12 protein-coding genes are annotated in these 15,107 nt (G+C 40.5%); 7 read left to right on the top strand and 5 right to left on the bottom strand.

Going from position 1 to position 15,107, the window contains the following annotated elements; genetic code table 11:
• Positions 1–6 precede the first annotated feature (6 nt).
• The 5 genes from ruvA to H5125_RS05935 all read right to left on the bottom strand — a co-directional run bounded on the left by ruvA (position 7) and on the right by H5125_RS05935 (position 6,799).
• The gene (gene ruvA, locus H5125_RS05915; RefSeq protein ID WP_101087027.1) at positions 7–624 is read right to left on the bottom strand and encodes a Holliday junction branch migration protein RuvA; all 618 of its coding nucleotides are present in this window, start codon (positions 622–624) and stop codon (positions 7–9) included.
• Complete coding sequence (gene ruvC / locus H5125_RS05920) at positions 621–1,142, bottom strand: crossover junction endodeoxyribonuclease RuvC (RefSeq protein ID WP_101087026.1); 522 nt, start codon at positions 1,140–1,142, stop codon at positions 621–623. The genes ruvA and ruvC overlap by 4 nt, the downstream gene beginning before the upstream one ends.
• A gap of 7 nt (positions 1,143–1,149) precedes the next feature.
• Complete coding sequence (locus tag H5125_RS05925) at positions 1,150–1,902, bottom strand: YebC/PmpR family DNA-binding transcriptional regulator (protein WP_101087025.1); 753 nt, start codon at positions 1,900–1,902, stop codon at positions 1,150–1,152.
• 123 nt (positions 1,903–2,025) lie between these two features.
• The gene (gene aspS / locus H5125_RS05930) at positions 2,026–3,801 is read right to left on the bottom strand and encodes an aspartate--tRNA ligase (RefSeq protein WP_182743754.1); all 1,776 of its coding nucleotides are present in this window, start codon (positions 3,799–3,801) and stop codon (positions 2,026–2,028) included.
• Positions 3,802–3,973: 172 nt separating this feature from the next.
• Positions 3,974–6,799 (bottom strand): diguanylate cyclase domain-containing protein, encoded by a 2,826-nt coding sequence (locus H5125_RS05935; protein ID WP_182743755.1) that lies wholly within the window; start codon positions 6,797–6,799, stop codon positions 3,974–3,976.
• Between the two features lie 395 nt (positions 6,800–7,194).
• On the opposite strand from H5125_RS05935, the gene cmoA reads away from it, so the two are divergent.
• From cmoA to H5125_RS05970, 7 genes are read left to right on the top strand one after another with little or no spacing between them, the layout of a single operon-like run.
• Positions 7,195–7,926, top strand: a complete 732-nt coding sequence (cmoA, locus tag H5125_RS05940; RefSeq protein WP_101087022.1) for a carboxy-S-adenosyl-L-methionine synthase CmoA — start codon at positions 7,195–7,197, stop codon at positions 7,924–7,926.
• Positions 7,923–8,915, top strand: coding sequence for a tRNA 5-methoxyuridine(34)/uridine 5-oxyacetic acid(34) synthase CmoB (cmoB, locus tag H5125_RS05945; RefSeq protein ID WP_162023259.1), 993 nt, complete (start codon positions 7,923–7,925; stop codon positions 8,913–8,915). Before cmoA ends, cmoB begins: the two co-directional genes overlap by 4 nt.
• Before the next feature lie 25 nt (positions 8,916–8,940).
• Complete coding sequence (locus H5125_RS05950) at positions 8,941–9,711, top strand: ATP-dependent zinc protease (protein WP_101087020.1); 771 nt, start codon at positions 8,941–8,943, stop codon at positions 9,709–9,711.
• An 8-nt stretch (positions 9,712–9,719) separates the two neighbouring features.
• Positions 9,720–11,228: an inactive transglutaminase family protein gene (locus tag H5125_RS05955; protein ID WP_101087019.1), complete on the top strand. Its 1,509-nt coding sequence runs from the start codon at positions 9,720–9,722 to the stop codon at positions 11,226–11,228.
• Entirely contained in the window at positions 11,228–12,184 is a 957-nt protein-coding gene (locus H5125_RS05960; protein WP_101087018.1) for an alpha-L-glutamate ligase-like protein, read from the top strand. The genes H5125_RS05955 and H5125_RS05960 overlap by 1 nt, the downstream gene beginning before the upstream one ends.
• Positions 12,147–13,949 carry a hypothetical protein gene (locus H5125_RS05965; protein WP_182743756.1) on the top strand — a complete coding sequence of 601 codons (1,803 nt, stop codon included), beginning with the start codon at positions 12,147–12,149 and terminating at the stop codon, positions 13,947–13,949. Before H5125_RS05960 ends, H5125_RS05965 begins: the two co-directional genes overlap by 38 nt.
• Entirely contained in the window at positions 13,927–15,057 is a 1,131-nt protein-coding gene (locus tag H5125_RS05970; protein WP_101087016.1) for a DUF3541 domain-containing protein, read from the top strand. The genes H5125_RS05965 and H5125_RS05970 overlap by 23 nt, the downstream gene beginning before the upstream one ends.
• Positions 15,058–15,107 lie beyond the last annotated feature (50 nt).

Here is a 15,107-nt window from a genome sequence, read left to right on the forward strand (position 1 = left end):
TCATATTTATAGCATTGATTTTAATGCAGCTTTAATTAGCGTTTCTGAGCTCATGCCTTCTTTAAAAGCCGCAGAAACCGACTTACTGGCCTGAGCAGGCTTATAACCTAACGACAATAAAGCTGAAATGGCATCTTCTTCTGCACTATCAACTGGGGCAGCTGGAGTATAATTACTTTGCAGCATAAACTCGCGCTCCGAGCCTGCAGAAGCTTCAAGTAAACTTTTAAGCTTGTCACGCATTTCAATCACTAAACGCTCTGCGGTTTTCTTACCGACACCTGGCAGTTTAACTAAGGTGGCAATGTCATCTCGTTCAACACATGACACGAACTCAGATGCAGTCATACCCGACAAAATCGTTAATGCCAGTTTAGGGCCAACGCCATTGGTTTTAATCAATAATCGGAATAATGCACGCTCTTGTTTTGTGATAAAACCATAAAGTAACTGCGCATCTTCACGCACCACAAAATGAGTAAATAACATCGCAGCTTGATTTAACCCTGGTAATTCATAAAAGCTGGTCATCGGCACTTGTAATTCGTAACCAACGCCATTGACATCAAGCACCACTTCAGGCGCTTGTTTTTCAACTAAAATACCGCTTAAACGACCTATCATTTGTATCTTCCATATGTTCTGCTGCTAGCTTTACCACCCATAGCGATAAGGCTTTGATAAGTATGAAAATGGCATATTGCTACTCCTAATGCATCAGCCGCGTCAGCTTGTGGTGAAGCAGGTAGTTTGAGTAGTTGCTTAATCATATGTTGAACTTGCGTTTTTTGAGCTCGGCCAGTCCCCACTACAGCACTTTTTATTTGGGTTGCGCTATATTCCGCCACGGGCAGTCCAGCACACGTAGCAGCAACAATTGCCGCGCCTCTGGCTTGGCCAAGCTTTAGGGCTGAATCAGCATTTTTGGCCATAAATACCCGTTCAATAGCAAATTCATCCGGCTGATATTGAGTAATTATTTCGCATAAGCCTGCGTAAATTTGTTGTAATCGTTGTGGTAATTCATCGGCAGAGGTTCGAATACAGCCGCTACCAAGGTAAATCTGTTGACGGCCTTGGCATTGGATCACACCGTAGCCTGTAATGCGGGAGCCGGGATCGACTCCTAAAATAATGGCCATTGATGCCTCATGCGTTGTCTAACGCTTGCATAACGTCATCTGATATCTCAGCATTATGATATACCTCTTGTACATCATCATGGTCTTCTAAGGTATCGATTAAACGTAAAAATTTTTCGGCGGTATCTGCATCAAGTTCAGCTTTTAAGGATGCAACCATAGTCACTTCAGCATGAACAGAACCAAAACTAGCACTATCAAGTGCATCTTTGACTTTGCCAAAGGTCTCTGGAGTGGTGAATACATCGATTGAACCATCATCATGAGTGATAACATCTTCGGCGCCTGCGTCTAATGCACTGTCGATTAGGCTATCTTCATCAATATCGGTGTCGTAGGAAATAATGCCAGATTTAGTAAATAAATAGGCCACTGAACCATCGGTACCCAAGTTACCACCCGACTTATTAAACGCATTACGCACCCCAGAAACGGTGCGATTACGATTGTCTGTCATCGTTTCAACCATGACCGCAGTACCACCTGGACCATAGCCTTCATAAATAATGGTTTCTAGTTGCTGACCATCTATCTCACCGGCACCGCGTTTTATGGCGCGTTCAACGGTATCACGGGTCATATTATTGGATAAGGCTTTATCAACTGCAGCGCGTAATCTGGGGTTAGCATCAACATCTGAACCGCCTTCGCGAGCTGCTACAGTAAGCTCTCGAATAAATTTGGTAAATAACTTACCGCGTTTAGCATCTTGTGCGGCTTTACGATGTTTTATATTGGCCCATTTACTGTGTCCTGCCATCTTAAGCTCCTTTATCCAATTGGATAATTCAAGTAAAAAACCATACTTGTCAAAAACATACCGAGGCAGCAGCCTCGGTATGTGGTGCCCTATTTAAGAGCGTATTACGCTGAACAATAATGTTTACTCTTCAGTTTTAACCTTTTCAATCACCGCAATACCCAATTCCGTTAACTGCACTGGGTTAGCAAAACCAGGAGCGTTAGTTAATGGACATGCCGCGGTAGTCGTTTTAGGGAATGCCATTACGTCACGAATCGAGCTTGCGCCGGTCATCAACATGACAATACGATCCAAACCAAACGCTAAACCCGCGTGTGGAGGTGTACCGTAACGTAACGCCTCAAGTAAGAAGCCAAACTTTTCTTGTGCTTCTTCAGCTTCAATACCTAAAATACTGAATACTGTACTTTGCATTTCGGCGTTATGAATACGCACTGAGCCGCCACCTAATTCACAACCATTCAATACCATATCGTAGGCATCTGAAATAGCTGCTGCTGGATCTGCTGCTAATTCTGCAGGGCTAATACCGCGAGGCGCAGTAAATGGATGATGAACCGCGTGGAATCCACCGTTAATTTTCTCAAACATTGGGAAGTCGACAACCCACATTGGGCGCCACTGTCCTTCAAGTAACTTGAAATCTTCGCCAGCTTTTAAGCGCAAGGCGCCCAATGCTTCAGCAACCACATTGGCTTTGTCTGCACCAAATAGGATGATATCGCCGGTTTGTGCACCTGTACGGCTGATGATGTCGTTAACAATAGATTCAGTTAAAAACTTAAGTACAGGCGACTGAATACCATCCATGCCTGCAGCTAAGTCATTTATTTTCATCCACGCTAAACCTTTAGCACCATAAATGCCGGCAAATTTAGTGTAATCGTCAATTTGTTTACGAGATAATGACGCACCTGTTGGAATACGTAGTGCCGCAACGCGACCTTCGACATCATTTGCAGGGCTATTAAATACCGCAAACTCAACATCTTTAACCAAATCAGCAATATCAACTAATTCAAGTGGATTACGTAAATCAGGCTTATCAGAACCATAACGCTTCATTGCTTCGGCGTAGGTCATGCGAGGAAAATCACCTAAATCAACATTCAATAAATCTTGAAACAAACCGCGCATCATTTGCTCAGTTTTTTCCATGACTTGTTCGGCAGACATGAATGAGGTTTCAATATCGATTTGAGTAAATTCAGGTTGGCGATCTGCACGTAAATCTTCATCGCGAAAACACTTAACAATTTGATAGTAGCGGTCAAAACCAGACATCATTAGCAACTGTTTGAACAGCTGTGGTGATTGAGGCAAAGCAAAAAATTGACCTTTATAAGTTCGACTTGGGACTAAATAGTCTCGCGCACCTTCTGGAGTGGCTTTGGTCAAAATAGGCGTTTCGATATCTAAAAAGCCATTGGTGTCTAAGAAGCGACGAACAGAACTGGTGACCTTAGCGCGGAAGATAAGACGCTCGGCCATTTCTGGGCGACGTAAATCTAAATAACGGTATTTTAAGCGTTGTTCTTCACTGTTATTTTGATAATTATCCATGCTTAAAGGTAAAGGCGCTGAAGCATTAATCACTGTCAGTTGCGTACCTAAAATTTCAATCGCACCGGTTTTCATTTGTGAATTGACTTGGCTATCAGGACGAGCGCGCACAACACCTTTAATTTGAACACAAAACTCACTGCGCAATGTGCTGGCTATATCAAAAACGTCTTTTAGATCTGGGTCAAAAACAACTTGAACTAGCCCTTCTCTATCGCGTAAGTCTAAAAACACAACTCCGCCTAAATCGCGACTACGGTTAACCCAACCAACTAAAGTAACTTCTTGACCTAGATGAGACGTATTAATGTCTCCACAATAATGACTGCGCATTGAACTCTATCCTTTATCCACAAAGCGGTATTTTGGAAATCGAAAACGATAAAAACGGCATTATATACCGTGACTCAAACTTATGCATTGAAGTATCAATCAGATTGCAGCAATTAACCAGACCTACAGCGAATAAACTCAATCGACTGACGGAAAAACCATCAACCAAAAACTAGCTCATTTTATGTTGATGGCCACCGACTTTTTTAGCTTGATACATTAACTGATCTGATTTTTTCAATAATGAAGCAGCGGTATCGGCATCATCAGGAAAAATAGCGATACCAATGCTGGCCGAAATAGTGACATTGATATCATCGATTAATAACGGTTTCTTTAATCCCAATAAAATATTTTCAGCCACTTGACGAGCATTTTCTTTGGCTTCGATATGATTTAATAACACCACAAACTCATCACCACCAAAACGGGCAACCGTGTCAGAATCTCGCACATGTTGGCTTAATAATAAGGCGATACGTTGTAGCAACTTATCCCCCACATGATGACCATGCCGATCGTTTATTGCTTTAAAACCATCTAAATCAATAAATAACAGTGCAAACTTCGATTTATCCCGATGATGAGTCAAAGTGGCTTGCGCTAATCTATCGTCAAGTAAACTGCGATTTGGCAATGCCGTAACATTGTCATGATTAGCCATAAATCGAAGGTTCTCTTCAGCTTTAAGACGTTTTTGAATTTCGACATTTAAACGTCGATTCGACATCAAAACCACGATGGCAATTAAGGTGATAATTAGCAAACCAATCACTAATATTTTCAACCAACGTTGGTAACGTAATGTGTCACTATTAAGATCTAGCGAAACCCATTTTTGATACATGTTCTGTTGTTCGGTTTCATCAATGGTCGCAATGACTCTATCAATCAAAGGCACTAAACCTTTGACGCCCGGAAATAAGCCTATATGGCTATGCTGCTCAGTTAACTCAGCTAATAAAGACATTTTTAAACTCGGATATTGGCCACCTTTTAACGTAGTCGCCAATGTTGCTACTTGTTCAACAAACATATCCGCACGACCCGTGATAACCGCTGCCATACCTTGCTTAGTGTCTGCAACAGGCACTAATTTTATACCTGGGTATTGTTGGCGAAGCTGATCGACAATGTGATAGCCATCAACAACAGCCAATCGTTTACCGGTAACTTGGGAGATATTAAAAATGGGAGGCTGAGTTAACGACGTGACTATCGCCCAAGGTGACGGCCAATATGCTAATGAGAATGCCAGTGTATTTTCGCGCTCAATCGTTTTAGCCATACTGGCTACTAAATGAATTTCACCTTTAACCAGGTCGCTCATCATGTTGCCAAAATCATCGTAAGCCACCGGGATAATGGTTAAATTGAGTTGGGTAACCAATAAATTTTTGATGTCTGCATTCACCCCTAAAAACTCACCGTTTTTACCCTGAAACTCCATAGGAGCCCAATTTTTCAGGTAACCCATTTTTATGGCCCCTAGACTACTAACGTATTGCTTTTGTTGAGTTGTTAGTTTGATTTTATTGGCAGAATTAGCAAAAAAACGATCGTCTGGGTTAATTAACCATTTACGCTCAACTTGAATTTGTTCTTCAACAGAAATCAAATTAAATCCAGCTTGAATCCGATCCGCTAAGCCACTGTCATCAATGCGCGTTAAAACATACATATCTGTTGAAAATTCGATATCGGTATATTGACGAAACTCTGCCCACAACTTATTGGCTAATAAGTAATGAGACGTCATTGCTGCAGATGAAACAAAACCGCTAATTTCATTTTTACGTGCCGCTTTAACCATGCCGTCTAATGAATCATAAAAACGTAACTGCGCTTTGGGAAATGCTTTTTTAATATCACTAATATAAGGCGCGGTAGGGAAAACCCCAATCCGCATAGCAGTATTTTCAATGCTACTTAACGCTAAGTTCGAACTAAAAAAGCGACTTTTAACCGAAATAATATGCCACGCTTGCTTTAAGCCAGTGCGCATATCTTGGCTTTCAGGATAACCAATATGAACATCTGCAACACCACGTTTAACATCATCAATGGAACTGCTCATGTCACCCGCCACAAAATCAATATTGATACCGGTTTTTTCAGACCATAAAGTCCACAAATCAACTAACATTCCATGTGGCAAGCCATCAGCGCCGATATCGGCATAAGGCTCGACACCATTTTGCATGGCAATAATGACTCCCGCAGTTTGTCGATGATAGCCTAACCACCGCCGCTCTATTTGCTGAATAACCTTCGCCGGCATTAATTCAAAACCATGGTTAATTTTGTTGAGAAGCTCTAAATCCCCTTTAACCACCGCAGGGGCTAAGTTGATTTTTTTGATGAGTATGCGCGATGAGCTGTAAAAATTGGCGGCAATGTCTTGTTCAAGTGCTAAATTGCGTTGATATCCTTCAATACCGGCAAAAACAAATAACTCACCTTTAACGGCTGCTTGTAATAATTGTTCACGATTTTGATAACGCTTAAAACTAAGCTTAGGTTCTAGCGCTGATAATGTTGCTTCATGGGATGAGCCACTCACGATACCAATTTGATAGGGCACTAAATCACTAATTTGTTTTTTACTACTGAGCGACTTATGAATATATAAATAGGTATTGAGTGAAGTAAAGGGTTTGGCAAAATCAAACTTTTTTAACCTAGCTTGGTTTTGAGACATGCCAATGTGGACATCTGCTTTTTTCTGTTCAAGCTGATCGAGTGACTGTTGCCAATGCCGAGACACAAATTGCACTTTGGTATCAGTAATAATGGACCATTCGCGCCACAAATCGACCAAAATACCTGCAGGAGTTCCCGTTTCATCCAAATATTCAAATGGATAAGTATCTTCTCCCATCACGATAACTAAGGGAAGTTGGCGTACTGACGTATTGGCTTTATCTGAATGTATTGCCTGCGCAGGTAATGATATCCACGCAAATAATATTGCTAATATCCAAGGTATAAATTTCAAGTTTTTTCCCTAATACTTTCACTTTTTATACTTATTTATTAAATAAGCTTGTTCATTGCCATTTTGGGCTAAATTAACTACCGTTTTCCAAGCCATAAATATTTTAGCTGTTAGAAAAAAATGATTGTAATGGCTTAAAAAACAGCTTTGTTGCTACTTTGTTACAAGAATAAATAATATCATTATTCAGTCTTGAGTCATGCTAATTTTATGAATAGAAATTAATATTCTGAAGCTTATGCACATAATACCAGCATTCATAAGCATTCAAAACCTGTCCCATTAACAACATTGTCAACTATTTGAAAAAAAACTCACAAATTATTAGCTAGATACTTGCTGCAGTTCACCATCATTAGCTAAAATACATTTCTAACTTTTCCACATTACAGCTGATGAACTCTCAACAAGATAAGATATACGCTCATGTGACCGACCAAATTACTGATTTTCAATTTGATCAACGTGTTGCTGGTGTATTTAATGACATGATCCGCCGCTCTGTTCCTGGGTACGCACAAATTATCAATACCATTGGTGATTTTGCTAATCGCTTTGTCACGCCCCAAAGCAATATATACGATCTCGGTAGTTCGTTAGGCTCAGCGACATTAAGTATTCGTCGTCAAATTGAAGGGCGCGGATGTCAAATTTATGCGGTAGACAATAGCCAGTCTATGATTGAGCGTTGTACTGAAAATCTTGCTGCGTATGTCAGCGACATTCAAGTCAATTTATTGTGTGCTGATATCAGAGATATCGACATCCAGAATGCGTCGATGGTGGTGCTCAACTTTACCCTACAATTTCTACCGACCCATGATCGCGACGCCCTAATAAAACGTATTTACGATGGTATGTTACCCGGTGGAATTTTAGTCATTTCAGAAAAATTATTCTTTGAAGATAATCAAATTCAACAGTTATTAGATGAACAGCATTTAGATTTTAAGCGTGCAAATGGGTATAGTGAGCTCGAAATAAGTCAAAAACGCAGTGCATTAGAAAACGTTATGCGTCCAGACAGCTTAAATGTCCACCAAAAACGCTTAACTGAAAACGGCTTTAGTCACTTCTCAGTCTGGTTTCAATGTTTTAACTTTGCATCTATGGTAGCCATTAAATGATCAATTTTAGCTCTTTTTATAAAGACATTGCTGATTCAAACCTACAACACTGGTTGGAAACATTACCGGCAATTTTAGGTAAATGGCAACGAGATCATAAACACGGCAATTTACCTAAATGGGAAAAAGTGCTCAATAAATTACATTATCCTCAACCGGATAAAATAGATTTTAGCAGCAGTGTAACAATTGGAACCGGGGAACAACTCAGCCTAGGACAAGTCGAAAAACTGACTAATTTACTGGCGGTGTTTCAACCGTGGCGTAAAGGTCCATTTTCCGTTCATGGTATTCAAATTGATACAGAATGGCGCAGTGATTGGAAATGGGACCGAGTTAAAAATTTTATTTCACCATTAAAAAATCGCACAGTGTTAGATGTTGGTTGCGGTAGTGGCTATCATATGTGGCGGATGTTAGGTGATGGCGCAACTCGTGTTGTAGGAATTGACCCTTCGCCATTATTTTTATGTCAATTTGAAGCTATCAAGCGAGTGGCAGGTAATCAGCACCCGGTATATTTGCTGCCATTAGGGATAGAGGAATTACCCGCATTAGATGCTTTTGATACCGTATTCTCGATGGGCGTACTCTATCATCGTCGCTCTCCGATAGATCATTTACTACAATTACGTGACCAATTAAGAGTGGGTGGTGAATTGGTACTTGAAACACTGGTGATTGATGGCGATGAAAATGCGGTACTTGTTCCACAAGATAGATATGGCAAAATGAACAACGTTTGGTTTATACCATCAGTTGCAGCCTTAATGTTATGGTTAAAGAAATGTGAGTTTATTGATATTCGTTGTGTTGATATCGATATCACCTCACTAGCAGAACAACGCAGCACCCAGTGGATGAAAAATGAATCTCTAGTCGATTATCTCGATCCAAATGATGTGAGTTTAACCGTAGAAGGTTATCCCGCGCCTAAGAGGGCTATCATCATTGCAACAAAGAACCAACCGAATCACGATTTAGTATAAATATTACTATTCAACAGGAATTGACATGTTAAAGCAGGTAATTGCTCTATCCGTTGCAGCGGCACTATTATCGGGTTGTACAGCCACCCAAAAAACAATAACACCACCGCTGACCAATGCTGATTTGAATAGCAGTTTGCAAGTTTCGCAAACCGTCATTATTGATGCCATCAATGTACAAAATAGTCAGCAGACAAATGACATTAGTGCGCTTTCTGACGAAATTAGAAAGTTGAAGACTCAGGTAAGCACCGCAATGAGTCAAAAACCAAAAACAATTATTGTTCAACCACCTACACCAAAGCCTGTGGCGGTCCCACAGCAATGTCCTGAAGCCATTATTGGTGAGAAGTTTCTACTTGGTGAAGTCGAAAGTGTCTACATAGATGAAGTAAAATTAAAGTTTGCCACACGCATTGATACTGGTGCAGAGTCATCATCTCTAGACGCACGCAATATCGTATTATTTGAACGAGAAGGCGTACAGTGGGTTCGCTATGATGTGATAACTAATAACACTGAACAACCTGCAAACACCTTTGAATCTAAAGTTGAACGCTTTGTTCGTATTAAACAAGATGCAGATACGGCTGATGATCGTCGTCCAGTAATCCATGCCCATTTAAAAATAGGTAAATATGCCGCCGAAACAGATTTAAACCTAACGGATCGAAGCCACCTAGATTATCCTTTATTACTAGGTCGCAAGTTTATGAAAGATATTGCCATTGTTGATGTAGGCCAAATCTACATTCATGGTAAAGCCAAAAACCAAATTACCACGTTAATTAAGTAGGATCCGTAATGCATTCTCGTAAACCGTTTTACATATTCGTTGCGTTGCTATTTATCATCGGGATCAGCACCAGCATATATCGTGGTATCGAACACAATGTGCCTTTTTTACCTGGGGACCAGGTACAAAGTTGGGCCGTTGATGCCAAAATCAGTTTTAATGGAAAGAATCAACCTGCTGAGGTCAATTTCTCATTACCTAACGATCCTGCATTTGACATCTTAGTTGAAAATGCATCATCACCAGGATATGGCTTAAATATTTCAGAAGATACTAATAACCGTCGCGCCGTGTGGTCTATTCGTGAGGCTTCTGGCTCACAAGCATTGTATTACCGAGTCACTTTGGTACCCACAGGCAAGCTTAATATTGAAGCCGTCGAAGAACCTGCCACGCCAGAATTATATTCATGGCCTGCAACAGAGAAATCAGCAGCAGAGCAAGTCATTGAAGAAGTCTGGGCTCGCAGTGCTACTAACCTGTCGTTTGCTCAGCAGTTAATGAATTTGATTAACGATAACGATCAGAGCCAAAATATGGCGTTGTTATTATCGGCTAACACCTCAACCAATTTGTTTGTGCACATGTTGCACTCAAAAGGGGTACCTGCACGTATTGTTAACGGTTTGCAACTTGAAGATCAACGACGTCGTCAGCAGCTCACATCATACGTTCAAGTTTACAATAACGGTCAATGGGAACTTTTTGACGTTCCAAACAACAAAAAAGGCCGTGACAATACTTTAGTATTATGGGAATACACTGGCCACTCAGTACTTGATGTTATGGGAGGGACTAGCTCATTAGTTAACTTCTCAATGCTGCAAGATACTCGTTCAGCATTAGCCACCTCTATCGACATGATGATGAATGACGATGCAATGGATTTCTCTTTGTATCAGTTACCGCTTGAAGAACAAAGCACATTTAAGGGCATTCTGTTAATCCCAATTGGGGTATTAGTCGTGGTGTTCTTACGCGTCATTGTCGGCATCAAAACATCTGGTACTTTTATGCCGGTATTGATCGCTCTGGCGTTTATTCAAACGACCCTACTAACCGGCTTAATTGGCTTTTTGCTTATTGTTGCCTTTGGTTTAATGATCCGTTCCTATCTGTCGACGCTTAACTTACTGCTCATATCCCGAATATCGGCGGTAATTATTGTGGTTATTTTTATTATCGGCTTATTTACCTTAATTTCATTCAAATTAGGCTTAAGTGAAGGCTTAACGATTACCTTCTTCCCGATGATCATTCTTGCGTGGACCATTGAGCGCATGTCTATTCTGTGGGAAGAAGAAGGCCCTAAGAAAGTCTTTGTATCAGGTGGCGGTAGCTTATTTGTGGCCACATTGGCGTACTTAGCCATGGACAACCAATTAGTTCAGCATTGGGTATTCAACTTCTTAGGCATTCACTTAGTGATTTTAGCGTTGGTATTAGTGATGGGACAGTACACAGGTTACCGTTTAACTGAATTGAAACGCTTTAAACCATTAGTTGGAGAGCAATAATGAAGTACGCCTGGCCCTGGGAATTGAGCCGTAGCGGTGTACTCAACATGAACAGGCGCAATATTAGCTATATTGGTCGTTATAATCAGCGTAAGTTTTATAAACGCGTTGATGACAAACTAATTACTAAGCAACTTGCGCTTGCTAATGGCATAGCCGTTCCCGATTTAATTGGGGTTGTTCATGAACAACATAAAATCCAAGAAATTCCAGCTATGGTCCTCGACCGTAGCGGTTTTGTGATAAAGCCAGCAAAAGGTTCTGGCGGTAAAGGCATTATGGTGATCACCAGAGTGAGTAATGGCTGTTATTACAAGCCCAATGGCCACGAAGTGACTCATAGCGAAATTTATCGCCATGTATCTAACATTTTAAGTGGTTTATTCTCTCTCGGCGGTAAGCCTGATGTCGCAATTGTTGAAGGGTTAATTGAATTTGACCCAGTCTTTGAAGGCTTAAGTTATGAGGGTGTCCCAGACATCCGCTTAATTGTGTTTAAAGGCTTTCCTGTCATGGGAATGTTACGTTTATCAACTGCTGCATCAGATGGTAAAGCTAACTTACACCAAGGCGCTGTAGGTGTTGGCTTAGATATCGCTACCGGACACAGTTTGCATGCTGTGCAATTTGACTTACCCGTTGATAAGCATCCTGATACTCACTTTCCACTGTCGAACATCAAAGTTCCTCATTGGGAAACCTTACTCCACACAGCATCAAGTGCCTATGAAATGTGTGAGCTCGGGTATTTAGGGACTGACATGGTGTTAGATAAAAACAAAGGCCCACTGTTACTTGAATTGAATGCCCGTCCTGGTCTAACCATTCAAATTGCCAATGGTAGAGGGATTTTACCTCGACTTAAGCATGTAGAAGCGATGAAAAGCTCAACAATGTCAGTTGAGGAACGCGTGGCTTATGCTAAAAAGCATTTTTGTAGCAACCCTATTTTTTAATCTTTTAGCCACAGCAAGCGCTGTGGCTAATCCCTTAGCACTGTTCGTCGAACAGTGCTTACAATATCAACCTGATTTAGGACAAGACAAGCTTGTTTCTTTTCAGTCTGTTGAACAACAAGCTGTTGAATTTGAAAAGCGCACAATTGCGTTAAATAATATCAACGACAGAATTCAATATTACCGCCCTTTCGCCAACGACAGCCTAAATAGGCAAGGCTTATTATGGTGCCAATTACACCTTGCCGATGAACTTTATGCGTTAGCTACAGCAGCCAATACCCAACGCTTAATTGATCAGTTGTTACAGCTTCGACCGCCTTATGATCAATTAGGACAACGCTTAGTCGCCATAAGACAATCACAGTGGGAGCTAATCGAAAAGTCAAAACTGCACAGCGCCCAGGCAAGCAATAATCAAGCATTGTCTCAACGACTCTTTAGCATGCAATTTAATCAGCAAGACTGTGTAATATCCAATGAACTTAGTTCAGAGAGCAGCAATACTAATATTGATATTCGTATTGCTAAATATTTAATTACACAACCCAATGAACACTGTAGAAAACAGGTTTGGCTTGCCTATCAAATTCGCGCAAAAGACAAACAAGCTCCAGCGCTTGCATTGATCCATCAATTACAACAGCAGCACGCAATTCTTCAAGACTATGATAATACCGCACAGGCACAACTCTCATCTCATGGGCTAACCCCGCCGTTGTTAGAGCAATTCTTAGCCAGCCAAACAAGTAATCTTGGTATCGCGCCATGGAATATTGCCCATGCCCTTAGTCGGGTAAGTAATTCATCGGCTATAAAATCGATTACTACGGATGCATTTTTACAGCAAATATTCGAAAGCCTTAAAGCTTTAGATCTCAAGTTTGAACTGATCACAATAGACGATGATAAAATAGACGATCCTAAAATAAATAAAACGACATCGCTTACTGACAGTCAACATAGCAGCTTAAGTGAGCCACACCTCATCCGCGTTTGGCACCAACAGCGATTACTGGGTGAAATTTTCACCTACCCACAAGATAAGCAGCACAAACCATTAAATATAGATGGTCAATTGATAAAACAAACTGTTGTCGGTCATCAATTTGGCCAATATTCACTAAGTTTTCCATCGCAATTAATCCATGTGAAACAACAACAAAAATTAATTAACAGATTAAGCCAAGCAATAGTATCCTTGGCGCAAGGTGGGCAGTTTTATTTTATTACCAATAGAGCACAAAACACTGATGCCCATGCGATTGCAACACAGTGGTTAGCACACTACATTACACAACAGCTGAACTTATCCCAATTGCCTAAAAGACACCAATTAGCAGCACAATATCAACAGCAATTATGGGTATTTAGGACAAAGGTTTCACTGGCTTTTTATCAATATAAAGGTAATTTCAAAGGTACACAGCAGGATATTTGGTTAAGTCATAATCAACCACTATCAGTGGCTTTTGAGCAAAGCTTTGGCCTACCATGGCCAAATGCAACGGACGCAATATATAGTTATCAAGCTATTGCTAATGAAGGAATTAATCATTATCTTCCTTTATGGCAAACCGCATTGACTCAATTAATCATTGCTGACACACCGACCAATATATCGACTCGCGCGATATTTAATTTATTGGTTGTAAACGAAACACATTTAACTTTAGACGATCAACTTGAGCAGCTTATTGGCCCACCAATAGACCCACATTCACTTATCAGGAGATTTAAACATGCTGGAACTACGCAAGAGTAAAACACTCTCGTACTTACTATTATCAGCTACGTTGTTTAGTAGTGTGGCGTTCGCAAAAGAGTCCGTTGAAAAAACACCACATAAGTTAACGGCTGACCAAGTTTATCAAGGCATTAAAACCAATTTAGAAACCAATCTTTATTCATTACCGCCTCGTGTACAAGGCCATTATGCTATACGTCAATTCCGTATGACTGGGGAAGCAAAATACGCTAACGGTTCATTAATCGATTTGCTCACCATTGCAGAGCGCCAAGCATACTATTCTTGTAATCTGGATAAACCCGGTTTTATTAAAAGTGAATCAAAAATTGAAGCGGATAAATTAGGCTCTGGCCCACGGGCTACCGCCCGTAAGGAAGCCATCGCTCCCTACCCTAACTTTATGTTATATACCGATGTGCTATTGCGCTATGCCAGTCGAGTCGATGAGTTTGGCTTTACCGGACCTTGTCATGATTTAATGATAAAAACCCTAAAAAGTGCTAATTTAGAACCCGCTTTCACTGATCCAAAAATGATCAAAGCTTGGGCCGCGCAGTTAATCAACTATGTATATTGGGCCAAGCAAATCGGTGTTGGCGACTATTACCAAGCTTACAAACAAGCTTTCATTAAAACCTATCCAGATAGTAATGATGATAAGCTCAAAAAAGGCCAATATAAAAACAAAGTTTATGGTATGACTCACTTTATTTTTTCAGCTAGCGAGTATTATCAACATCCAGTAGATCCAAAAGAGTATCAGTGGATTTTAGATTACTTTGAAAACAACATTGATCGCATTTTAACCGATACTACTGAAGATATTATTACTGAAGTGGGTATTAGTTTCTTAATTACTGGTAACGGCGATAACCCAGTTGTAGAGAAAGTGAAAAAGCATGTGATTGCGGCTTACGATCCTAAAACGATGATGATCCCCTCACCACATGGCAAAGTTGAATTATCTTCTGGTGAACACAGAAACGTATTAGCAATGATGTTATTAGATTGGCCTGAAACGTTACATAAAGGACCATATTTAAATAATATTTCTAGTACCAAGAAATACTTACCAAAACTTGTTAAGCCTAAAGCGTCTATGAACGATGCTAAATCACACTAAATATTAGCAGTGATACGTTTGAGGCAAATGCAGTGCATTTGCCTTTTTTA

The organism is Shewanella sp. SR44-4 (genome assembly GCF_014163715.1).
Taxonomy (GTDB): Bacteria; Pseudomonadota; Gammaproteobacteria; order Enterobacterales; family Shewanellaceae; genus Shewanella.

What these genes read in the sequence shown, in the direction of transcription:
- H5125_RS05965 (WP_182743756.1), top strand. Translation starts at nt 12,147, where the DNA reads ATGCTAAAAAGCATTTTTGTAGCAACCCTATTTTTTAATCTTTTAGCC.
- H5125_RS05950 (WP_101087020.1), top strand. Translation starts at nt 8,941, where the DNA reads ATGTTAAAGCAGGTAATTGCTCTATCCGTTGCAGCGGCACTATTATCG.
- H5125_RS05925 (WP_101087025.1), bottom strand. Translation starts at nt 1,902, where the DNA reads ATGGCAGGACACAGTAAATGGGCCAATATAAAACATCGTAAAGCCGCA.
- H5125_RS05970 (WP_101087016.1), top strand. Translation starts at nt 13,927, where the DNA reads ATGCTGGAACTACGCAAGAGTAAAACACTCTCGTACTTACTATTATCA.
- cmoA (WP_101087022.1), top strand. Translation starts at nt 7,195, where the DNA reads ATGAACTCTCAACAAGATAAGATATACGCTCATGTGACCGACCAAATT.
- H5125_RS05960 (WP_101087018.1), top strand. Translation starts at nt 11,228, where the DNA reads ATGAAGTACGCCTGGCCCTGGGAATTGAGCCGTAGCGGTGTACTCAAC.
- ruvC (WP_101087026.1), bottom strand. Translation starts at nt 1,142, where the DNA reads ATGGCCATTATTTTAGGAGTCGATCCCGGCTCCCGCATTACAGGCTAC.
- ruvA (WP_101087027.1), bottom strand. Translation starts at nt 624, where the DNA reads ATGATAGGTCGTTTAAGCGGTATTTTAGTTGAAAAACAAGCGCCTGAA.
- H5125_RS05955 (WP_101087019.1), top strand. Translation starts at nt 9,720, where the DNA reads ATGCATTCTCGTAAACCGTTTTACATATTCGTTGCGTTGCTATTTATC.
- cmoB (WP_162023259.1), top strand. Translation starts at nt 7,923, where the DNA reads ATGATCAATTTTAGCTCTTTTTATAAAGACATTGCTGATTCAAACCTA.
- aspS (WP_182743754.1), bottom strand. Translation starts at nt 3,801, where the DNA reads ATGCGCAGTCATTATTGTGGAGACATTAATACGTCTCATCTAGGTCAA.